Source organism: Rahnella sp. NRRL B-41462 (genome assembly GCF_003263525.1).
Lineage (GTDB): Bacteria > Pseudomonadota > Gammaproteobacteria > Enterobacterales > Enterobacteriaceae > Rahnella > Rahnella aceris.
In genome coordinates, this window is record NZ_JYDF01000088.1 from 21842 (window position 1) to 42667 (window position 20826).

17 protein-coding genes are annotated in these 20826 nt (G+C 44.8%); 6 read left to right on the forward strand and 11 right to left on the reverse strand.

What is annotated here, in order from left to right:
• Positions 1-5: 5 nt before the first annotated feature.
• Genes hisA through hisIE form a run of 3 tightly spaced genes read left to right on the forward strand, consistent with a single transcriptional unit; the run spans position 6 to position 2136 of the window.
• Positions 6-743 carry a 1-(5-phosphoribosyl)-5-[(5-phosphoribosylamino)methylideneamino]imidazole-4-carboxamide isomerase gene (gene hisA / locus UC14_RS19640; RefSeq protein WP_013575082.1) on the forward strand — a complete coding sequence of 246 codons (738 nt, stop codon included), beginning with the start codon at positions 6-8 and terminating at the stop codon, positions 741-743.
• Positions 725-1498, forward strand: a complete 774-nt coding sequence (hisF, locus tag UC14_RS19645) for an imidazole glycerol phosphate synthase subunit HisF (RefSeq protein WP_015689708.1) — start codon at positions 725-727, stop codon at positions 1496-1498. The genes hisA and hisF overlap by 19 nt, the downstream gene beginning before the upstream one ends.
• A gap of 23 nt (positions 1499-1521) precedes the next feature.
• Positions 1522-2136 (forward strand): bifunctional phosphoribosyl-AMP cyclohydrolase/phosphoribosyl-ATP diphosphatase HisIE, encoded by a 615-nt coding sequence (gene hisIE, locus UC14_RS19650; protein WP_041689068.1) that lies wholly within the window; start codon positions 1522-1524, stop codon positions 2134-2136.
• 119 nt (positions 2137-2255) lie between these two features.
• Here the strand turns inward: hisIE and gndA are convergent, their stop codons facing one another.
• From gndA to rfbC, 9 genes are all read right to left on the reverse strand, one after another.
• A complete protein-coding gene (gene gndA, locus UC14_RS19655; RefSeq protein WP_013575079.1) occupies positions 2256-3665 on the reverse strand; it encodes an NADP-dependent phosphogluconate dehydrogenase in 1410 nt (469 codons plus the stop codon).
• A gap of 274 nt (positions 3666-3939) precedes the next feature.
• Positions 3940-4758, reverse strand: a complete 819-nt coding sequence (locus UC14_RS19660; protein ID WP_112151822.1) for a glycosyltransferase — start codon at positions 4756-4758, stop codon at positions 3940-3942.
• A gap of 14 nt (positions 4759-4772) precedes the next feature.
• Positions 4773-5693: a glycosyltransferase family 2 protein gene (locus UC14_RS19665; RefSeq protein WP_112151821.1), complete on the reverse strand. Its 921-nt coding sequence runs from the start codon at positions 5691-5693 to the stop codon at positions 4773-4775.
• Positions 5694-5769: 76 nt separating this feature from the next.
• Positions 5770-7836 (reverse strand): HAD family hydrolase, encoded by a 2067-nt coding sequence (locus UC14_RS19670; RefSeq protein ID WP_198670094.1) that lies wholly within the window; start codon positions 7834-7836, stop codon positions 5770-5772.
• Positions 7796-10807, reverse strand: a complete 3012-nt coding sequence (locus tag UC14_RS19675) for a rhamnan synthesis F family protein (RefSeq protein ID WP_112198262.1) — start codon at positions 10805-10807, stop codon at positions 7796-7798. Before UC14_RS19675 ends, UC14_RS19670 begins: the two co-directional genes overlap by 41 nt.
• On the reverse strand, positions 10794-12173 hold the full coding sequence (locus UC14_RS19680; RefSeq protein WP_112198263.1) for an ABC transporter ATP-binding protein: 1380 nt from the start codon (positions 12171-12173) through the stop codon (positions 10794-10796). Before UC14_RS19680 ends, UC14_RS19675 begins: the two co-directional genes overlap by 14 nt.
• Positions 12163-12999 (reverse strand): ABC transporter permease, encoded by an 837-nt coding sequence (locus UC14_RS19685; protein ID WP_112151818.1) that lies wholly within the window; start codon positions 12997-12999, stop codon positions 12163-12165. Before UC14_RS19685 ends, UC14_RS19680 begins: the two co-directional genes overlap by 11 nt.
• Positions 13000-13115: 116 nt before the next feature.
• Positions 13116-13988: a dTDP-4-dehydrorhamnose reductase gene (gene rfbD, locus UC14_RS19690; protein WP_112151915.1), complete on the reverse strand. Its 873-nt coding sequence runs from the start codon at positions 13986-13988 to the stop codon at positions 13116-13118.
• A gap of 79 nt (positions 13989-14067) precedes the next feature.
• Entirely contained in the window at positions 14068-14607 is a 540-nt protein-coding gene (gene rfbC / locus UC14_RS19695; RefSeq protein WP_112198264.1) for a dTDP-4-dehydrorhamnose 3,5-epimerase, read from the reverse strand.
• A 613-nt stretch (positions 14608-15220) separates the two neighbouring features.
• On the opposite strand from rfbC, the gene rfbB reads away from it, so the two are divergent.
• Positions 15221-16285, forward strand: coding sequence for a dTDP-glucose 4,6-dehydratase (gene rfbB, locus UC14_RS19700; RefSeq protein WP_112198265.1), 1065 nt, complete (start codon positions 15221-15223; stop codon positions 16283-16285).
• Positions 16286-16304: 19 nt separating this feature from the next.
• Positions 16305-17177: a glucose-1-phosphate thymidylyltransferase RfbA gene (gene rfbA, locus UC14_RS19705; protein WP_037034876.1), complete on the forward strand. Its 873-nt coding sequence runs from the start codon at positions 16305-16307 to the stop codon at positions 17175-17177.
• Positions 17178-17291: 114 nt separating this feature from the next.
• Here rfbA and galU read toward each other — a convergent pair whose 3' ends face one another.
• The gene (gene galU, locus UC14_RS19710; RefSeq protein ID WP_013575068.1) at positions 17292-18179 is read right to left on the reverse strand and encodes a UTP--glucose-1-phosphate uridylyltransferase GalU; all 888 of its coding nucleotides are present in this window, start codon (positions 18177-18179) and stop codon (positions 17292-17294) included.
• A 462-nt stretch (positions 18180-18641) separates the two neighbouring features.
• Between galU and UC14_RS19715 the strand changes: the two genes are divergently transcribed.
• Entirely contained in the window at positions 18642-20231 is a 1590-nt protein-coding gene (locus UC14_RS19715; RefSeq protein ID WP_013575067.1) for a TerC family protein, read from the forward strand.
• A gap of 78 nt (positions 20232-20309) precedes the next feature.
• On the opposite strand, the gene UC14_RS19720 is transcribed toward UC14_RS19715, so the two are convergent.
• Positions 20310-20826: AsmA-like C-terminal region-containing protein (locus UC14_RS19720; protein WP_305000122.1), on the reverse strand; the 517-nt coding region annotated here is incomplete at its 5' end.

The following is a 20826-nucleotide window of genomic DNA, read 5'->3' on the forward strand; positions in this document are numbered from 1 at the left end:
ACAGCATGATTATTCCCGCTTTGGATTTGATCGAAGGCAGCGTGGTGCGTTTGCATCAGGGTGATTACGGTCAGCAACGTGACTACGGCAATGATCCGTTACCGCGTTTGCAGGATTATCAGCAGCAAGGTGCGCAGGTTCTGCACCTTGTCGATTTAACCGGCGCGAAAGATCCGGCTGCACGCCAGATCCCTTTGCTGACGAAATTACTGGCCGGTGTTTCCGTGCCGGTGCAGGTCGGTGGCGGCATCCGTAATGAGCAGGACGTTGAAGCACTGCTTAACGCTGGCGCAACCCGCGTGGTGGTCGGTTCGACTGCAGTGAAAGATCCGGCGACCGTGCAGGGCTGGTTCAGCCGTTTCGGCGCGGATGCGCTGGTGCTGGCACTGGATGTACGCATCGATGCCGAAGGTACCAAAAAGGTGGCCATCAGCGGCTGGCAGGAAAACTCCAATGCCACGCTGGAACAGGTCGTCGAGCAATATCTGCCGTTCGGCCTGAAACATGTGCTGTGCACCGATATTTCCCGTGACGGCACGCTGGCCGGTTCCAACGTCGAACTTTATCGTGAAGTGACAGCGCGTTATCCGCAGGTGGCGTTTCAGGCTTCAGGCGGTATCGGCTCACTGGATGATATCGCTGCATTGCGTGACAGCGGTGTGGAAGGCGTGATTGTCGGGCGCGCATTGCTCGACGGTAAATTTAATGTGACGGAGGCAATTTCATGCTGGCAAAACGGATAATCCCCTGCCTCGACGTTAAAGACGGTCAGGTCGTCAAAGGCATACAGTTCCGCAATCACGAAATCATCGGCGATATCGTACCGCTGGCGCAGCGCTATGCACAGGAAGGCGCGGACGAACTGGTATTCTACGACATCACCGCCTCAAGCGACGGCCGCGTAGTGGATAAAAGCTGGGTATCGCGCGTGGCTGAAGTTATTGATATCCCTTTCTGCGTGGCGGGTGGCATTAAGAGCCTTGAAGATGCCAGCCAGATTTTGCAGTTTGGTGCAGATAAGATTTCTATTAATTCCCCTGCCCTGGCGGATCCGACACTGATCACCCGCCTTGCCGACAGGTATGGTGTACAGTGTATCGTCGTGGGTATCGATACGTGGCACGATACAGAGACGGGAACTTATCAGGTTCATCAGTTTACCGGTGATGAAGCGCGTACTAAGATCACCACCTGGCAGACTATCGACTGGGTGAAGGAAGTGCAGGAACGCGGCGCAGGTGAAATTGTGCTGAATATGATGAATCAGGACGGCGTGCGTAACGGATATGACCTTGAGCAACTGAAGATGATCCGCGAAGTGTGTCATGTTCCGCTGATCGCTTCGGGTGGCGCGGGGACCATGTCACACTTCCTCGACGCCTTCCGCGAAGCACAGGTCGACGGCGCACTGGCCGCCTCCGTGTTCCACAAACAAATTATTAATATTGGCGAGCTGAAAAGCTACCTGGCCGAAAATGGCGTGGAGATCCGCTTGTGAGTAATCAGGATGTAAAAACCGGTCTGCTGACCGATGAACAGATTAGCCAGCTCGACTGGGAAAAAGTGGATAACCTGATGCCAGCCATCATCCAGCACGCGGTGTCGGGTGAAGTGCTGATGCTCGGATATATGAATCAGGAAGCACTGGGCGTTACGCAGTCTTCCGGCAAGGTAACGTTTTATTCACGCACCAAAGAGCGTCTGTGGACCAAAGGCGAAACGTCAGAAAACTACCTGAACGTCGTCAGCATCACCCCGGATTGCGATAACGACACGCTGCTGGTGTTGGTCAATCCGCTTGGCCCGACCTGCCATAAAGGCAATAACAGCTGCTTCCACCCTGCCGAAACCGACTGGGCGTTTCTGTATCAGCTCGAAGAACTGCTCGCCTCGCGCAAAACCGCCGATCCGGAAAGCTCGTATACCGCCAAACTTTACGCCAGCGGTACCAAACGCATCGCACAAAAAGTCGGTGAAGAAGGCGTTGAAACTGCGCTGGCTGCCACCGTCAACGACCGCTTTGAACTGAAAAATGAAGCCTCAGATCTCATTTATCACCTGCTGGTATTGCTGCAGGATCAGGATCTGAACCTGAGTGCGGTCATTGAGAATCTGCGTCAGCGTCATAAGAAATAACGTCGAAAATTCAAAAGTAAAAGTTCAGACGTAAAAAAGCCGCCTTTGCTGATGCATTGGCGGCTTTTTTTGTCTCGACGTGACAACACCGGCACGCTTAACACGTGCCGGTCAGGCAATTAATCCAACCATTCGGTATGGAATACACCATCTTTGTCGGTACGTTTGTAAGTATGCGCACCGAAGTAGTCACGCTGTGCCTGGATCAGGTTGGCGGGCAGAACCGCAGAACGGTAGCTGTCGTAGTAGTTGATCGCAGCAGAGAAGGTTGGCGTCGGGATACCGTTCTGCACGGCATAAGACACGACATCACGCAGCGCTTGCTGATATTCATCAGCAATGTTTTTGAAGTACGGAGCCAGCAGCAGGTTAGCGATAGACGCATTTTCAGCATACGCATCGGTAATTTTCTGCAGGAACTGTGCACGGATGATACAACCCGCACGGAAAATCTTCGCGATTTCACCGTAGTTCAGATCCCAGTTGTTCTCATCTGATGCGGCTTTCAGCTGTGAGAAGCCTTGCGCGTAAGAAACGAGTTTGCCCAGATACAGAGCACGACGCACTTTCTCGATGAACTCCGCTTTGTCGCCAGAGAAAGGTTTCACCGCCGGGCCGGACAGTACTTTAGAAGCTGCAACACGCTGGTCTTTCAGGGAAGACAAGTAACGGGCAAACACAGACTCGGTGATCAGCGTCAGTGGTTCGCCCAGATCCAGTGAGCTCTGGCTGGTCCATTTACCGGTGCCCTTGTTCGCTGCTTCATCCAGGATCACATCGACCAGGTATTTACCTTCTTCGTCTTTCTTAGTGAAGATGTCTTTGGTGATGTCGATCAGGTAGCTGCTCAGCTCGCCTTTGTTCCAGTCAGCAAAGGTGGTCGCCAGCTCTTCGTTGCTCAGGTTCAGGGACTGCTTCAGCAGAGAATACGCTTCTGCGATCAGCTGCATGTCGCCGTATTCGATACCGTTGTGAACCATTTTGACGTAGTGACCGGCACCATCTGCACCGATGTAAGCCACACAAGCGTCGCCATCTTCAGCACGGGCTGCGATTTTTTCAAGAATAGGTGCTACCAGCGCGTAGGCTTCTTTCTGACCGCCAGGCATGATAGACGGGCCTTTCAGCGCGCCCTCTTCACCGCCGGAAACGCCGGTACCGATGAAGTTGAAACCTTGCTCGGACAGTTCGCGGTTACGGCGAATGGTGTCTTTGTAATAGGTGTTACCGCCATCGATCAGGATGTCGCCTTTATCCAGGTGCGGAGTCAGGGATGCGATGGTTTTATCAGTTGCTTCACCGGCTTTCACCATCAGCAAGATACGACGAGGTTTTTCCAGCGAGTCAACAAACTCTTCGACGGTGTAGTGCGGAACCAGATTTTTACCCGGATTTTCAGCGATGACTTCATCAGTCTTGTCGCCTGAACGGTTAAAAATGGAAACGGAATAACCACGGCTTTCAATGTTAAGCGCGAGGTTACGGCCCATGACCGCCATACCGACAACGCCGATCTGTTGTTTGGACATTAGCAACTCCTGTCTGAAATAGTTGATCGCCCAGTTTTTAGTCTAAACCCCTGTAAACAGTGAGTTTAACTGCACTGAGCCATACAAATGAACACAAGCATTGTACATGAGAATGGCGAAGGGTGAACCTATTGCAGCCATAACAATATTCTGATCGCACATGCCAGCAATCCCCTGCTTCGCCCTTCTCAGAGGCCAGCTTTACTTTACCGGTAACATGTGGGGAATGCAGGTAAAAAAGAGCTTTCGCGGGCACACTTTAACGACTTATGTCTCAACGGCCATTCTTAGTCGGTAACTGGCTAAGGCATTTCTGGTTAAGCTGTGCTCTCTCTTTGTCGCAGAACCAACCCCATTTATTGAAATATTTAATTGCGGAAACAACGTGATAAATCATAAATTTTTTATTCTGGTATGAGGAACGCTGAGCCTCATGGACGACAACAGAGTCAGGGCAATATCGTACAGCGAATTCTGATTGGCTCACCCTTCGAGATAAATCAACATCTTCCAGGTAAAGGAAAAAACGGGGATCAAATCCTTTTGTTTCCTTCAGGGCATCCCTGCTCATGAGCATGAAGCATCCAGATAAAGAGGGGGCGAAAAATGCCTGATTGAGATCAGCCTGATGTAGTTCATAAGTCTCGTTAATACCGCTGGAAAGGCGGGTAAAAAAACGTCTTATAAAAAGCTGATACGGTGTCGGCAATAGTCGACAGCAATGCTGCAAGGAACCATCTGGGTAAATGACTTTAGGAATGCTCAATCCGATCTTATTAATGACACAGTAATGATAGAGTTTGTCAACTTCGCCGGATTTGAAAGCAATATCCGGATTACAGATCAGCGTAAACTCATACTGCTCTGCATAACGCCTGAATACTTCATTATGACCTGTCCCGAAACCACAATTGGTCTTTAAAATTAGGATCTCGATTTTAGGGTGGCTATAGTCTTTTAACCAGCGGCATTCCCCGCCATTATCAACAATGACAATTTTTGATATAGTTTCCTCATTAATCAATGAGTTAATCGTTGGCTCGATATCCGCATACTGGTGTTTATAGAGCACTAAGGAAGCGATGATTTTCACTATTTATACCAGTCTTATATTTTATTCAGCAGCACATAAGTCAGTGTGGTGAAATAGCCGATGGCCTGTTGATGATAGATACCGGAACTTTTCATCAGTTTTAACCTCATCGAAAGGCTACTGTTCCTGATGCTTTTAAAGTCGTGCAGAGTCGCCGCAGACTCCGGCGTAAGGTGTCGACTGACCCTGCCCAGCACTTCAAAATTCATATTATTCCAGATAGCCGCTCTCCCACTGTGAGCCTGCAAAAAATTTTGTATTCTCTTACCCAGCCCCATACTATTGCCAATAACATTATTATGGTGTTGTCGATAAAATACAGTAGGAATAGTGTCAAAAAAAACTTTCCCACCACATCCGCTGACAATCTGATAGAGAGACCAGTCATGCGCAGCCATAGGAATGCCATAAGCCAGAGCAAGAAGCTCTCTGGCCTTATGATTGAAAACCATCGTATTGCCACTGGCAATGTTTTGAAGGATTGAATTTGCGAAAGCCGGGGGGCGCTTATAGTTAGGGGAGGCCCCGATGATTTTTCCTTCAGCATCCGTCAATGTTGTCCTGGAACAATACAGCGCAGGGACATCCTCAGGGATCTCAGAAAGCCAATTAATCGCCCGCTCCAGCTTGTCAGATTTCCAGACGTCATCTTGATCAGAAAAGGCATAATATTTCGCGCATATTTCTTCATTGTTAACCATATGCATGAAGTTTTCTACAAACCCGCGTTTTGGACCTTTTAAGAGTGTGCCTTCAAAGTGGGAGCAATCAATAAATGAACGGGCTATTGCGCAGGTTTCATCGGAAGAACCATCGTCAGAGATGTAAATATGTACATTATTGACAGATTGATTTTCAATAGATTCTAGTTGAGATAGCAAATATGGTGCACCATTGTACGTGCACATCATAACTGCAATTTCAGGGTCCTGCATATTGGGATAACCTTATTCTGATACTGAGAAAAAGTCTGCCCCACAGGGGCAGACTTTAGAAAAGAAAACCAAAAACTCAGTTGATCAAACCTCTTCCACAATAGTCATCATCAAGAACCATTTTTTCCAGGACACTGTTCTTATTCTCAAGCGTTGCTTCAATAAAATCAGCATACAGTACATCAGCAATCTCTACCGAAGGTACAAAGCTATTGTAAAATTTATTTCTAATCTCAACGGACTGATTCACGAAGTCCATCGCACCTTCTTGCAACGCGTTTCGGGTGGGTTGAGTGGACAATTCTGCTTCACTTAAAACCTTAAAGCGTGGTTTAAATAAATTATCTTCATCAAAGACATACTTCGTCACCTGAGGGTCATTAGCGCTTAATAATTGCTCCAAGCAGAAACTGTTACTGAATATGCGGGAGCCAATATTTTTAGCCTGCCCCAATTCAACATAACAACCTTCGGCAAATGCATTGTCAGGCATGCCCTCGCGAATGTTATGTGCTGTCGCGAAATAGAATCCGTGAATTGGACCAGATAATAATTTATTTATAGATTTTTGGATCGTCCCAGAATATCCCACATCCACTACCGCTACATTTTCGCTGCTGGTAAGCCCAACAGAGTCAAAATACTGTAAAAGGATGTTCTTTTCAGCTGAAGCTTCAGCCAAAATATCAGGTGTAAGAACATGCAATAAGTCGTTAATAGCAGACAAATCCCCGTCTTTTACCTGGAGTAAAGTATCTTTTTTCCAGACACCTGAGGCATAAATCTCATTCCAACGATCATCTGAAAGTTCTAAACCAAACCGTTCGTAGAAAAAGCTCTGTACTTTATTAGGATAATAATTAGACATCGCGATTGCACAAATATCTTCAAATGACGCAATATTTGGGACATTAACCGCTCTGCGGGAAACCTGTAGATAGTGGCTATTTGGAGCATCATCAACTGTTTTGGACCATGCATCATAAACTTGCTTGATTAGCTTACCCTCACGAGCAAGGAAATATAGATCCGTCACATTTTGCGCTTTTGCTCTCTCAGCAAGCCATGCGCAAAATGCTGATATTGTCGGCCCCACGAGATTAAAGCCAAGTTGACGAGGGGCAGATGAAAATATAGCAATATCATTAGCATCAAAGTTATAGCATTTATTCAGGTTTTCTCTGACTAACATCCCAATGGTCAATTCTCGATTGAGATTGTTCTCATAAACTTCTGGTCGAATAAGAGTCTCATATTCAGGCAAAGATTTGGCGAGATCTGCAGCACGGAGTATGTGTAAAGCACGCAATTTGAACTCATCACAAGGCAGTTGCAAATCGGAGCGCTCATTATCACCAAACATAACAACTTCCTCACCCTTCACGCCTTCTTCATCAAGCATGAATGAATAGAGTTGTCCGGTATCTTTCCTTATGCCCAAATCTGAGGAAAGGTATAGGCGATCATAATTATCAATCCCATTGAGCTCTAACATCGTTTCGATAGTTTGTATTGATAAAAACATATCGCTGATGAGAACAACACGTTTGCCCCATTCCTTGGATTTATTGAGGAGGTGTACCATATCTTTTCGAGGTGATACTGATGCTAATTCAACAATTTCTTCAATGCGTTGAATTTCAGCACATTTCTCGGCAGGCAGTTTAGTTAGCAAGCCAAACTGCTCATATATATCAGAGATGGAAATATCTTTCCCTTTAATATTGCGTGCATTAACCTCTGCCATTGCTCTGAAATTAGCAAAGAGCTTGCCCTCGGACTCATTCAATCTCTGACGAATGATTTCTTTAGTATGATCGGCAACGAGTAATGGACGAACAAGTAATGTATCAAAAATATCGAATGCTATAACTTTAGTTTTGGAATCTCTGATCAAATGGCTGTAAGTTTCATCAGCACGATTTAAATATTGCTGATCAAAGCGAAATGGTGACCAAGAAGGGCTGCTATGATCTTTTATAATAATGGACTGATAGCCTTGAGATGTAGGTACAATCCCGAGCATCCTTTCCAGCGCATGCGCTAATGTACCATCAGTTTGGCCCAATTCTTCCGGGAATTCTTCCCATTGAAGATTTAGGTCAAAAAGAGGTTTCATTGCTGACATTTTTGCCCAAAACATTGGAACCCGCTGGGAAATGGTAATAACTTTCAGGCATCGGTATACCAATACGTTGACAAAGCATTGCCCCATCTTGCTTATTAGCCAACCATGTAAATGCCGGATACGGCACCTGAACAAAAGCTTGGGGGAAAATGATCCCTACCGTAGGATTATCTTGGAATAATCCAAAAATACGATTTGTATTTTTTTCAGTACCTAAAAGAGTATTAAACAAATACTCACGCCATCCCAACGTTGTCCCACCATTATAGAGAGACTTTTTGCTCTGTATATGACAGACATAATCGTATTCTTTTAGCCGTTCACCAAACTGACAGAACATCGGCGCAATGTCTCTGCCGCGATTCGGTACAATTTCAACATACAAATTAGAAATGTTTTTTATTTTCTTCAGCGCATTAGTACAAACGTCTCTCCCTTCCTCAGTAGTAACTGATACATAAACGTCAAATGAGAACGGGATAACAGATAGATGGGCACTAAACTCGTTTATTAAATCATGATAAAATATGTGGCAGTGTACAGCGACCTTGCCTGGTGTTCCTTTAAAATTGTCTCTGCAGGTATTAATATCAACCATCCAGTCAGTTTTAGCTTGCCTGATCCCTGCAATGCTCTCGTTAGTACGGATAAAAGATGGATGGTCATAGAACCATTCTGGTTTTAATTTCATCGCAACTTTTAAAGCACTAAGCTTATATCTATCTGGCAGAGCATGATAAACACGCTGTGCATATGTTCTACTGCGCTGATTCACTCGTGTGGTGAGCAATTTAGCAGGGCGTATAACGTTCCGCACAACTTGGCCAGATTTAACCTTAACACTTTGTCCAATATAGAAAAATTTTCTAAAAATCACGCGCGCTGGATTGCGTAAATAAGAGGGAGTGCGTCTTGAAATTACGCGAATAGGAGCTGAAAATTTCCAACTGGAAGAATCGTAAATACCATTTAGTTGCTGTTGCAATAAATGATTTTCATGGCGGCACTGTCCCAAAAGCTGCTCATTGAGAGCAGCATCGTTATAAAGCTCAGTGAGTTGCTTATCACGTAAAGATATTTTATCCAGTAGTTCTAAATGAGAATTATTTAATTTATCAACATTTTCTCTGTTGGCATCTTCTAATGTTTTAATAGTCATCTCTTTGCCGGCAATATCTAATTCAAGTGACTGAATTACGCTTGCGCGTTCATCAGCTACAGTAAGCAATTCTGCAATATGCCCCTGTAAATGTTTCTGTTCTTCAATTGCAGTGTTTAAGTCGTTGACAATAGCCTTTGCAGAATCCCTTCTGACATTTAATTTTACCTCTTTAAGAACAGAGAGTATAGCAACAGCATCTTTAGACTGAACAGATGCCAGAAAATCTGCTTCTGCTTTCAACCAGGTATTTTTTAAATCATCGTCACAGCTAAAGCCTATTGCATTCATAATAGATAATGAATAATCAGCAATACTTTCTCCCCGATAAGACGGGCTTGATGAAATTGACGTCAATCGCAATAGAGAATGGAAAATCCCTCTGAAGACTATATATCCCAGAGTAATCTCAGCAGGTGAATTCCACTCTTGGTCAAAAAGTTTCTTATCACCATTATCTAATGTAATAAAATTGAAAGGCATTGCATCCAAAAACTCAGAAGGCAAAACCGTCAGGCTATTGAATTCTTTGGAAAGACTGGCTCGCTTTTGAATTTCATTGATCCAGATACTGGACCAGCAAACGATATCTTGAATTGTCCAGTTGGGTTTGTTCACAGTATGAACGAGAGAAAGCCATAAACTCTCGCCGTCATGGAAAACACCACTTTCAACAATTGAATGTTCATTAACTGATGATGGAATTGAAACATCACCACCACTGGTGAGCACAACTAATTCATCATTTAAATTAGTTTTGAATAGAGTTGTTTTTTTGAATTCATTAGCTCTGCCATCTGAAAAATGATAAGCAGCGATCGTTTGATCGATAATTTCCTCATCAGGTTTTATCTGACTACTTACCATTAAAAAAGAGTTACTCAAATCAGGTGCAAGATCATTATTCCAAATATTATAAAGACCTTCCTCAATAGAAAAATAATTTTCTGAATTTTTCTGCGGGTCCTGATGTGCACTTTCGATTGCCAGTTGCGAAAATTGTGATGAAAAGTTTTTCCATCCACGCGGGCAAATAATGCTGACGGGTAATTTATAATCAGGAAGTGGCAAAAACTCTTCGTTATGCAAAAAACCTGAATTAGCTAGCACAGCTTTAAGTTCACTACGGCCAAAAGTAACGACGCTTTTTTCAGTGTAAGAGTTGTTGATACCAAACATTGGCATATTTACATGATCTTCATTGACTCCTGAAAAATACTTTATACCTAATTTATTTTCGATTGCGACGAAAAGCTTGCCGGTCTCAGTCATTCTGTCCCGACATGAATCTAAAAGAGTTTTTTGACCATCGCGTCCAAGAAATACTCGCGCATACTCCAATACGCCTACAAGTATAACTGCATCAAAATGACCAATGTCAGGTATAATATCACTCGGTGCACAAATGACGTCTACATTAGACAAATCCCGGGTTCGTGCTCTTGCAATTTGAGCACGTCGAAGGCTTCCTTCTACCGATACAACATCAGCGCCACTTTCTCCCAAAAAACGCGTTATTGCGCCGCAACCGCAACCTATTTCGAGAACCTTTTTACCTTTTAACCACTGCTCAAAAGGACGCAATAAATTCGAGCGTCTGGAGGAAAGATGATAAGTGGATGGCCAATCCTTCATCTTATCTGACAGCTCTTTTGAATTTATGCTTACATCAGCTGATTCGGTGACAGACTTCAATACGTAATTCTCAGCCTCATCACCGTCATTATATGCAAAAGCTGGCAATTCAACAGGACGCCAAACATTGGTCGTTTTATCAATAAAGAAGTCATTATTTAATAAAATTTCATGTATGTTATTCTGTTTCAAAATTTATTCTCGCATTCAAATTGGCTAAGCCAGTGAAAGATTTTACAGGCCCGACAGCCAAGTGTATTGAATCATACCGGCGATCGTGCGGTATAATCTCACCATCAAGAGAACTACTGGCAATACCGACAGAGATAAAGAAATCACCTTCATATACCATCATCGGCAATGTAACAGAAACCACCATTTCAGTATCAATTTCCGCCACATCAACCAAGTCTACAGATTGCCATTCACTATTCGTGTTATAGATTGTCACGCCTTCTTTAGTTTTAATAGCGAAACCAAATATTGGCCTCACGACAACGTCGCGAAATTTTACTTTAATAGCCAGGGTTAATTCTTTTCCAGGTGTAACTGTGCTTGGATAATCTTCACCATCTTGACAGATGTAAAAATCTATCAGTTCCGCTGCACGGTCTCCCCATCGGTACTCTGACGGATTATAGTTAGGGCGTTCTGAGTATTCTCCCGTCAATAATGAGCTGAAGCTACCAGGTGAGAGGTTAGATTTCGATTCCCGGTCCCGAATCTGAACTTCACGGGAAACAGCCTTCTCAAGTTTATCGTCTTGATCTTTTCTAATGGATGAGCCGTTTTTCTTACCAAAAAGAACATCCAAATACCTGTTAACCACATCGTTAGGGCTACCTTGAACTTGTACCACCCCATGGTCTAACAACAGTGCACTATCACAATGTGTCACAATTTGCTCTGTGGCATGTGATACAAAAAGAATTGAAGTACCGTCCTGTTTAAGCCTTTTCAGTCGTGAAAAACATTTCGCCTGAAATTTTGCATCCCCAACCGCCAGGGCCTCATCAACAATAAGAATCTCTGGGTCTATTTGCGCCTGAACTGCAAATGCCAGGCGGACCAACATCCCACTCGAATACGAACGGACCGGAGAGTTGATAAAATCACCAATGTCGGCAAAAGATAATATGTCATCTAATTTATTCTCAGTTTCCTCTTTAGATAACCCCAAAAGAGAAGCATTTAAATAAACATTTTCCAGACCTGTGAAATCAGAATTAAAACCTGCCCCCAGTTCCAGTAAGGCTGCAACACGACCATTGACGGCCACGTTTCCCGCTGTCGGCGTTAAAGTCCCAGCAATTATTTGCAAGAGTGTGGACTTGCCAGAACCATTTTGGCCAACAATCCCCATAGTCTGGCCACGTGGTAAATTAAAAGACACATCTTTTAACGCCCAGAAGTCCTGATGATAGATGCGTGCCTCTTTCCCTAATTTACGGTCAATTTTAGGCATAACGAATTGCTTAAGCCTGCGTGCAGGACTTTCATAGACCTGGAAACATTTATCAACATTTTCAATTCTAATGGCAAAATCATCAGAGGACATCTGCGAATCCTTTTCTAGTCTTTTGGAACCAAGCATAGCCTAACCACATAATGAAAATTGCAATCAAGGAATATATTGCCAGCCCCGTAAAATCAGGTAATTTCCCCCAAATAATGACAGCCCTTCCTTGCTCGATAATAAATGTCAATGGGTTAAGTAAAATTACTTTTCTCATTGCAACAGGCACCGCTGTAATAGGATAAAACACAGGGGAAAGAAACATTAATACAGTGACTACAATCGAAATGGTTTGACTAACATCACGGATAAACACCCCTAACGAGGCAAGAAACCAAGTTAAACCCAGCGTCAGTAAAATCAAAGGGAACAGGACTAATGGAAAGAAAACTATAGTCCAATGAAGGTAACCATTAAATATGACAAAAGCCGCAGACAAAACAAATGTGCTAACAAAACTATGGAAAAGCACATTACCCAGCGCGACCAGCGGCAATATTTCAAGAGGAAAAACTACTTTTTTAACATAATTTACATTATTTAAAATCATGGAAGGGGCACGACTGAGCATTTCAGCTAACAGTGTGTGGATGATCAAACCGACGAAGAGAATTATCGCAAAATCGGCTTTAGATTCATTTCCAGCAGCCTGAGTGCCCCAGCGGGCTTTAAAAACAACCGAGAACACCAACGTATATACAACCAGCATAAAAATTGGGTTGATGAATGACCAGAAGACCCCCATCACTGAACCACGATATCGGCCAATAATTTCACGCTTAGCCATCTGTAATATTAAATTTTTATTATTCCACGCGCTATTAAATAGCGAAAGCAGTGAAGTGGGTTTTCCTAAATGAGGATTCATAGACTTCTCTTTTTGCTTCACATTTGAAAGTTAACAGTTTCTTTGAGTTGAGGTTTTTTAAAACTCAACTCAAATTAATTGACACCTTGAAAGTTGCCTGAATCAATTTTCTAATTTCACCCGTGATACGCACCGATATTTTCAAGTGCTTTCTGCCAGTCACTTGGTGCAATATTGAATCTTTTCAATAACTTGCCACAATCAAGTTTGGAGTTGGAGGGACGTTTGGCAGGCGTCGGGTATTCAACAGTTTTAATATCCAGTATTGAAGGCGATTTAGCGAGAACTGAATGTTTTGTAGCTGAGGTGAAGATTTCTGCCGCAAAACCTGCCCATGATGTATAAGGATACCCTGAATAGTGATACACGCCCCAACGTTCGTCTTCAGGCTTAAGTTGACCAGCTATTGCAAGCAGAGTTTCCGCGATATCCCCGGCATAAGTTGGACTTCCGAATTGATCCCCAACAATAGATAATTGCTCTCTGTCTTTCGCCAGTCGCAGCATTGTTTTTACAAAATTGTTGCCATACTCACCGAATACCCAGGCAGTACGCAAAATAATGTGTTTTTTACAAGCCATGGCAACAGCTTGTTCACCTGCCAATTTGCTTGCACCATAAACACCGGTAGGCCCTGTGGTATCTGTTTCCACATAGCATCCCTCATGGTCCCCAGAAAAAACATAGTCAGTCGATATATGGAGAAAAGAAGCATCAACCTGTTGCGCTGCAATAGCCAAATTTTCAGCGCCTGTGCTATTGATTAAATAGGCAAATTCACGTTCAGATTCTGCACGATCGACAGCGGTATAGGCAGCAGCATTAATAATCGAGTTAGGGCGGAACTCGCTGACAACACTCATTACTTTCCGGTGATCGGTAATGTCAAGCTCTTGCCTGTCAACAGCTTTTACCTCCCAATCAGCCGGAGCTCGTCGCACCAATTCTCTACCAACCTGGCCCGCGCATCCTACGATCAACAATTTCATTTGGTTAAAGTACCTATAGAATTTTACAGTGTTCTTGTATTGATGCCTCAAGCCAAAACCCGAGGCCTTTGACAGCACATCAAATTTTAAAAAGTTCTGAAAAACCTTGACCCAATGCATCTTTTGCAGAGAGCAACGGTTCACTAACAGGCCATTTTACCCCGACTTCAGGATCGTTCCAGATCAAGCAACCTTCATTTTTCGGATCATAGTAATCAGTGCATTTATACTCAAAATCGGCGAAGTCTGAAATCACCACAAAGCCATGGGCAAGACCGGGTGGTACCCACAGCTGATTCTTATTGTCTTCCGAAAGATATACACCTACCCACTTACCGAAAGTTGCGGACTCTGGACGAATATCAACCACAACATCAAATACTTCACCACGGACAACACGAACCAACTTGCCCTGCGGTTTAGACGTTTGAAAATGTAAGCCACGAAGAACGTTTTTCGATGAACGGGAGTGGTTATCCTGAACAAAATCCAGATCGATTTCTAACATTTCCTTGTAGCGATTTTGCTGAAATGTTTCCAAAAAGAATCCGCGATCATCACCGAAAACTTTAGGTTCCACTAATTTTACGCCAATAACTTCTGTGTCAATAACATTCATTTTTATAGCTCACTCGTTATGCAATTATCCAACGACACGTTACCTTTGCTGTATAAACGGTTGTTGATGCCGTTCTTACAAATTCCATTTATGAAGCATTCAGCCATTCCCATTTTCTAAAAAATCGTACCACAAATGCCTATTGCGGCTCACTCAGAATCTGGCTAAAAGTTCATTTCTCGGCTAACTGTATCTTTACCATACGGTTCGTTGCTTACAAACTCATCCGCAATTTGCAATACACTGACCAGCAGAGCACCGTGACCGATAATGAGACAGCCATCCCCCTCTCTGAAACCAAGTTTTTGCTGCAAATTGGACAATTCCTACAAGAACCCTGAGTCACAAGTAATATGATACCTGTCCAGTGCTGGCAGAAGATTTTGTGTGTGTGCCCCCCACAACAGCAGGGTACTTTTCAAACAGACCGTTGATATATTTTAGTTAAATATAGCTTGCAGAAATATTTAGCATGAAAATGCAGGAATCACCTGATTATAGCTGCGCTTACACTAACTCTGCGCTACGCTATGTTCTTATTCGCGACAAAAGCGAAATAGCTGATTTTTTGAGCATGTGAAAAAGCTAACACTTAATAAATGAGTACGTATATATGAAAATTTTGATCACCGGTGGTGCCGGTTTCATCGGTTCAGCAGTTGTTCGTCACATTATTGATAATACAAAGGATAGTGTCCTGGTTGTCGATAGCCTCACATACGCGGGCAATCTTGAGTCACTCCTTCCCGTATCATCTGATCCCCGCTATCAGTTTGCGCAGGCAAATATTTGTGATCGCACAGAACTGGATACTCTTTTTACTGACTTCCAACCGGATGCTGTTATGCATCTTGCTGCTGAAAGCCATGTTGATCGCTCGATTGATGGCCCGGCAGCCTTCATCGAAACCAACATTGTTGGCACTTATGTGCTTCTGGAAGCAGCCCGACATTTTTGGTTTTCTCTGCCTGAAGAGAAAAAATCGGCTTTCCGCTTCCATCATATTTCAACGGATGAGGTGTATGGCGATTTGCACGGCACAACGGATCTTTTCACTGAAACGACGCCATATGCGCCAAGCAGTCCCTACTCTGCATCAAAGGCCTCCAGCGATCATTTAGTGCGAGCCTGGCAGCGCACTTACGGCTTCCCTACTATTGTGACAAATTGTTCGAATAATTACGGTCCTTATCATTTCCCGGAAAAACTCATTCCACTCATCATTCTGAACGCACTTTCAGGTAAAGCATTACCGGTATACGGTGATGGCGCACAGGTGCGCGACTGGCTGTATGTTGAAGATCATGCCCGTGCACTTTATAAAGTGGTTACCGAGGGTGTCGTAGGCGAAACCTATAACATTGGTGGTCACAATGAGCGCAAAAATATTGACGTCGTAAAAACCATTTGTGAGTTGCTCGATGAACTGATTTCCGCAAAACCAAATGGGATCGCCAAGTTCTCCGAACTGATTACATTTGTGAAAGATCGTCCTGGTCACGATATGCGTTACGCCATTGATGCCAGTAAGATCGAGCAAGAGTTAGGCTGGAAACCACAAGAAACTTTCGAAAGCGGAATTCGTAAAACGGTTGAATGGTATCTGAACAATGAAAATTGGTGGCGCCGGGTTCAGGATGGTTCTTATGCCGGTGAACGTCTTGGCTTGACTAACTAATTTTAAGGAGAAGAATCTAGTGAAAGGTATCGTTTTAGCTGGCGGTTCAGGCACGCGCCTGTACCCCCTAACCCGCGGTGTATCGAAACAGCTGTTACCGATTTATGATAAGCCGATGATTTATTATCCAATATCTGTGCTTATGCTGGCAGGTATTAATGAAATATTGGTGATTTCTACCCCTGAAGATATGCCATCCTTTCAACGCTTACTGGGTGATGGTTCTCAATTCGGCATTAAACTCGAGTATGCAGTACAGCCATCTCCAGACGGCCTTGCCCAGGCATTCATCATCGGTGAAGAGTTTATAAACGGCGAACGTTGTGCACTTGTTCTTGGCGACAATATCTATTTTGGTCAAAGCTTTGGCAAACAGCTTGAAGCCGTTGCTAAACGAGAAACGGGCGCAACAGTCTTCGGCTATCAGGTTCAAGACCCCGAGCGTTTTGGCGTGGTTGAATTTGATAAGGACTTTAAAGCACTTTCCATTGAGGAAAAACCATTAAAACCAAAATCTCAGTGGGCAGTGACCGGACTCTATTTCTATGACAAAAATATCGTTGAGATGGCTAAACAGGTTAAGCCATCTCATCGTGGTGAGCTTGAGATAACGACATTAAACGAAATGTATCTTGAGAAAGGTCAATTGCAGGTGGAGCTTCTGGGCCGAGGTTTTGCGTGGCTCGATACAGGAACACATGATAGCCTGATTGAGGCTTCACAATTCGTCCACACCATTGAAAAACGACAAGGTTTTAAAGTAGCTTGTCTGGAAGAGATTGCGTTTCGTAAAGGATGGTTGAGCAAAGAGCGTGTTGCTGAACAAGCTGCATTAATGAGCAAAACTGCTTATGGCGCGTATCTGACCCAACTACTTAACGAACATAACTGATTATAAATTCAGGCTGATGGGCTAGTCCGGCCTGAATTATTTTCTAAATATCACTTCAGATAAAAAAAAGCACCGAAAATTCGGTGCTTTTTATTGCTCGAAGTCAATCAACTTTTACTCTTCAGCAAACTCTTTCAACCATGCCTTGAACGCTTCGCCCTGCGTGTTATGGCGAATACCATACTCAACAAACGCCTTCATGTAACCGAGCTTATCACCACAGTCATGTGAACGGCCAGTCATGGAGAAGGCTTCAACAGTATGTTTTTTCATCAGCATGGCAATGGCATCAGTCAGCTGAATTTCATTACCTGCACCATACGGTGTCACTGCCAGCAGTGGCCAGATAGCTTCGGACAGAACATAACGGCCGACAACCGCGAGGTTTGATGGCGCGTCCTTCAGTTCCGGCTTTTCAACGATAGCCGTCATTGGCGCGCTTTCGCCCGGCTCAACTTCTACGCCGTTGCAGTTAACAATACCGTACTTGGAAACGTCTTTCTCCGGCACTTCTTCAACCATGACCTGGCTGTTGCCAGTTTCCTGGAAGCGACGAAGCATGGCAGCAAGGTTATCTTTACGCAGATCGCTGGTGGAATCATCCATCAAAACGTCTGGCAGAATAACCGCGAAAGGAGAATTACCAATCAGAGGTTTTGCACACAGAACCGCATGCCCAAGGCCTTTTGATTGCCCCTGACGTACGTTCATGATGGTCACGCCTTTCGGGCAGATAGACTGCACTTCTTCCAGCAGCTGACGTTTCACACGGGATTCAAGCATACTTTCCAGCTCGAAAGAGGTATCGAAGTGGTTTTCGATCGCGTTTTTCGAAGAGTGCGTGACCAGAATGATTTCTTTGATGCCCGCCGCAGCACATTCATTAACGATGTACTGGATCAAAGGCTTATCGACGATAGGCAGCATTTCTTTTGGAATGGCTTTCGTCGCTGGCAACATACGTGTGCCCAGACCGGCAACAGGGATAACAGCTTTTAACATTGTAAAGGATACTCCTTGAAACCTATGGTGTGTAAATTCAGTCAGTTACCATCCAAACGCGTCAGGGATTTCGCTGAACTGAAATTGTAAAATTGATTTAAATTCCCAATCCGATAGTTCTTCCATGAGTATAGTCTCTGTGATTTGGTTTAGGGAGACCATACTCATGACTTTAGGACTCAAACACGATTATGTTAATTCAGTTACGATACCAGTAAGCCGCACCAAACAGTAAGCTAAAGGCTTATTTTTAGGAATGTTATACCTGTTCGGTGATTTAATAATCGTAACTTGCTGCTTTCCAAATCAGTCCTGACGGCTTTTTATCACATCTCATCCTTCTTCCCCTGGGCCCCCTTGCCAGTTTGCCTAGACCGCTGTTTTAGATTTGAAATTTGGGGCGCTGGCGCCCATTATTCAACGTGCGACAATCGTCGTGTAACCAAAGGTGAAAAACGCAATATGGAATGGATCGCCGATCCCTCGATTTGGGCCGGGCTTGCGACCCTGGTAGTTCTCGAAATTGTCCTGGGGATAGACAATCTCATTTTCATTGCCATCCTGGCGGAAAAACTTCCGCGCCAGCAGCGTGACAAGGCTCGCGTCACCGGGCTTTTACTGGCCCTAGTCATGCGCTTACTTCTTCTGGCCTGCATTTCCTGGCTTTCGACACTGACCCGCCCTCTTATTGCCGTGCTCGGGCATCCGTTCAGCGCGCGCGATATGATTATGCTTGCGGGGGGGATATTCCTGTTGTTCAAAGCGACGATGGAGCTTAATGAACGACTCGAAGGCAAAGATGAAGAACAAAGCCATCAGCAGCGCGGTGCTAAATTCTGGCCGGTCGTTGCTCAGATTGTCGTGCTGGATGCGGTCTTTTCACTCGACTCGGTGATTACTGCAGTCGGGATGGTTGAGCATCTGGCCGTCATGATGGTGGCGGTGTGTATTGCTATCGGCCTGATGCTGTTAGCCAGTAAACCACTGACACGTTTCGTGAATGCGCATCCGACTATCGTCATCTTATGTCTCAGTTTCCTGCTGATGATCGGCTTTAGCCTGGTTGCCGAAGGTTTTGGCTATGTTATCCCGAAAGGGTATTTGTATGCCGCGATCGGTTTCTCGGTGATCATTGAAGGGCTGAATCAGCTGGCACAGTTTAACCGCAAACGCTTTTTATCCTCGCGCCGCTCTCTGCGTGAACGCACTGCAGAAACCGTATTGCGCGTCTTGCGTGGCAAACATGAAGAAGCCGAACTTGATGCTCACTCTTCAAACATGATTGCAGACAGCGCTGACGAAGAAGATGCGATTTTCAACCAGCAGGAGCGTCACATGATTGAACGCGTGCTGGGACTCGGGCAACGCACTGTCAGCAGCGTCATGACCTCCCGCCATGATGTAGACCATCTTGAACTTAATGACCCTGTCGACGTGCTGACGCAGCAAATCGCTGATAACCAACATACCCGTATGCTGGTCACCGAAGACAGCTCCACCGACGAACCGCTGGGCGTTGTGCACGTTGTCGACCTGCTCAAACAACAACTGCTGCAAAATGAACTGGATCTTAAGGCGCTGATCCGCCAGCCCCTGATTTTCCCGGAACAGCTTTCTCTGCTGATGGCCCTCGAACAATTCCGCCAGGCAAAAACGCATTTTGCTTTCGTGGTCGATGAATTTGGTTCTGTCGAAGGGATCGTGACCCTGACGGATGTGATGGAAACCATTGCCGGTAACCTGCCAGAGTCTGACGAAACGCCTGATGCACGGCATGATATCCAGCAGCAGGAGGATGGAAGCTGGATAGCCAACGGCTACATGCCGCTTGACGATCTGGTGATGTATATTTCCCTGCCGGTGGATGAAAAAAGGGAATATCACACGCTGGCCGGTCTGCTGATGGAATATACCCAAAGTATCCCGCAGGTGGGCGCACAGATACACATTAATGACTATCTGTTTGAGCCTTTAGAAGTCAGCAGTCACCGTATTTTAAAAGTGAAGATTACGCCACCTGATACCGCCTCTGAAGACGATTACGAAGTCTGACTCACTCCTGTAAACAAAACGGGGTGCCTGCGATGGCACCCCGTTTTGTTTATGCTCAGAATTGGCTTAGAAAAGAGATTATTTGTTGAGTAATTTCTCAACATCGCTTTTTTCTTTACTGTCCTTACGCTTGTCGACCCAGTTCTGAAGGGCGCTGCGAGCGCTTTGTTCAAACGTACGCCTCAGTATCTGGTCCACCTGCAGCTGATATCCCATCTGAGCCCAGGGTCCGTAAACCCGCAACGGGATGTCTGTCGTTTTCAGGGTATTGATCAGATTATTGTCACCTTTCCAGCCACCGGTAACGCGGATCAGCAGGTTCATATCCACCTTTTGATTCGACATATCGATTGTTCCGTCACCTTTCGCAGACACCATTGGCGACTGACCTTCAAGATTATTCAGCGTCAGAGTACCTCCGGCCAGATGTCCCTGCGCTTTCAGCGTATCGATCTGGCTATAGTGCTCATACTTTTCAAGCCCCTGAACATTACTGGTATTACGGCTGACCGCCTGCTGAATGAGTTGCTGAATATTAAGGCCATTCAGACGCGCGTTATCCATTGAAAGCTGCCCCTCGCCTTGCCATCGCCGT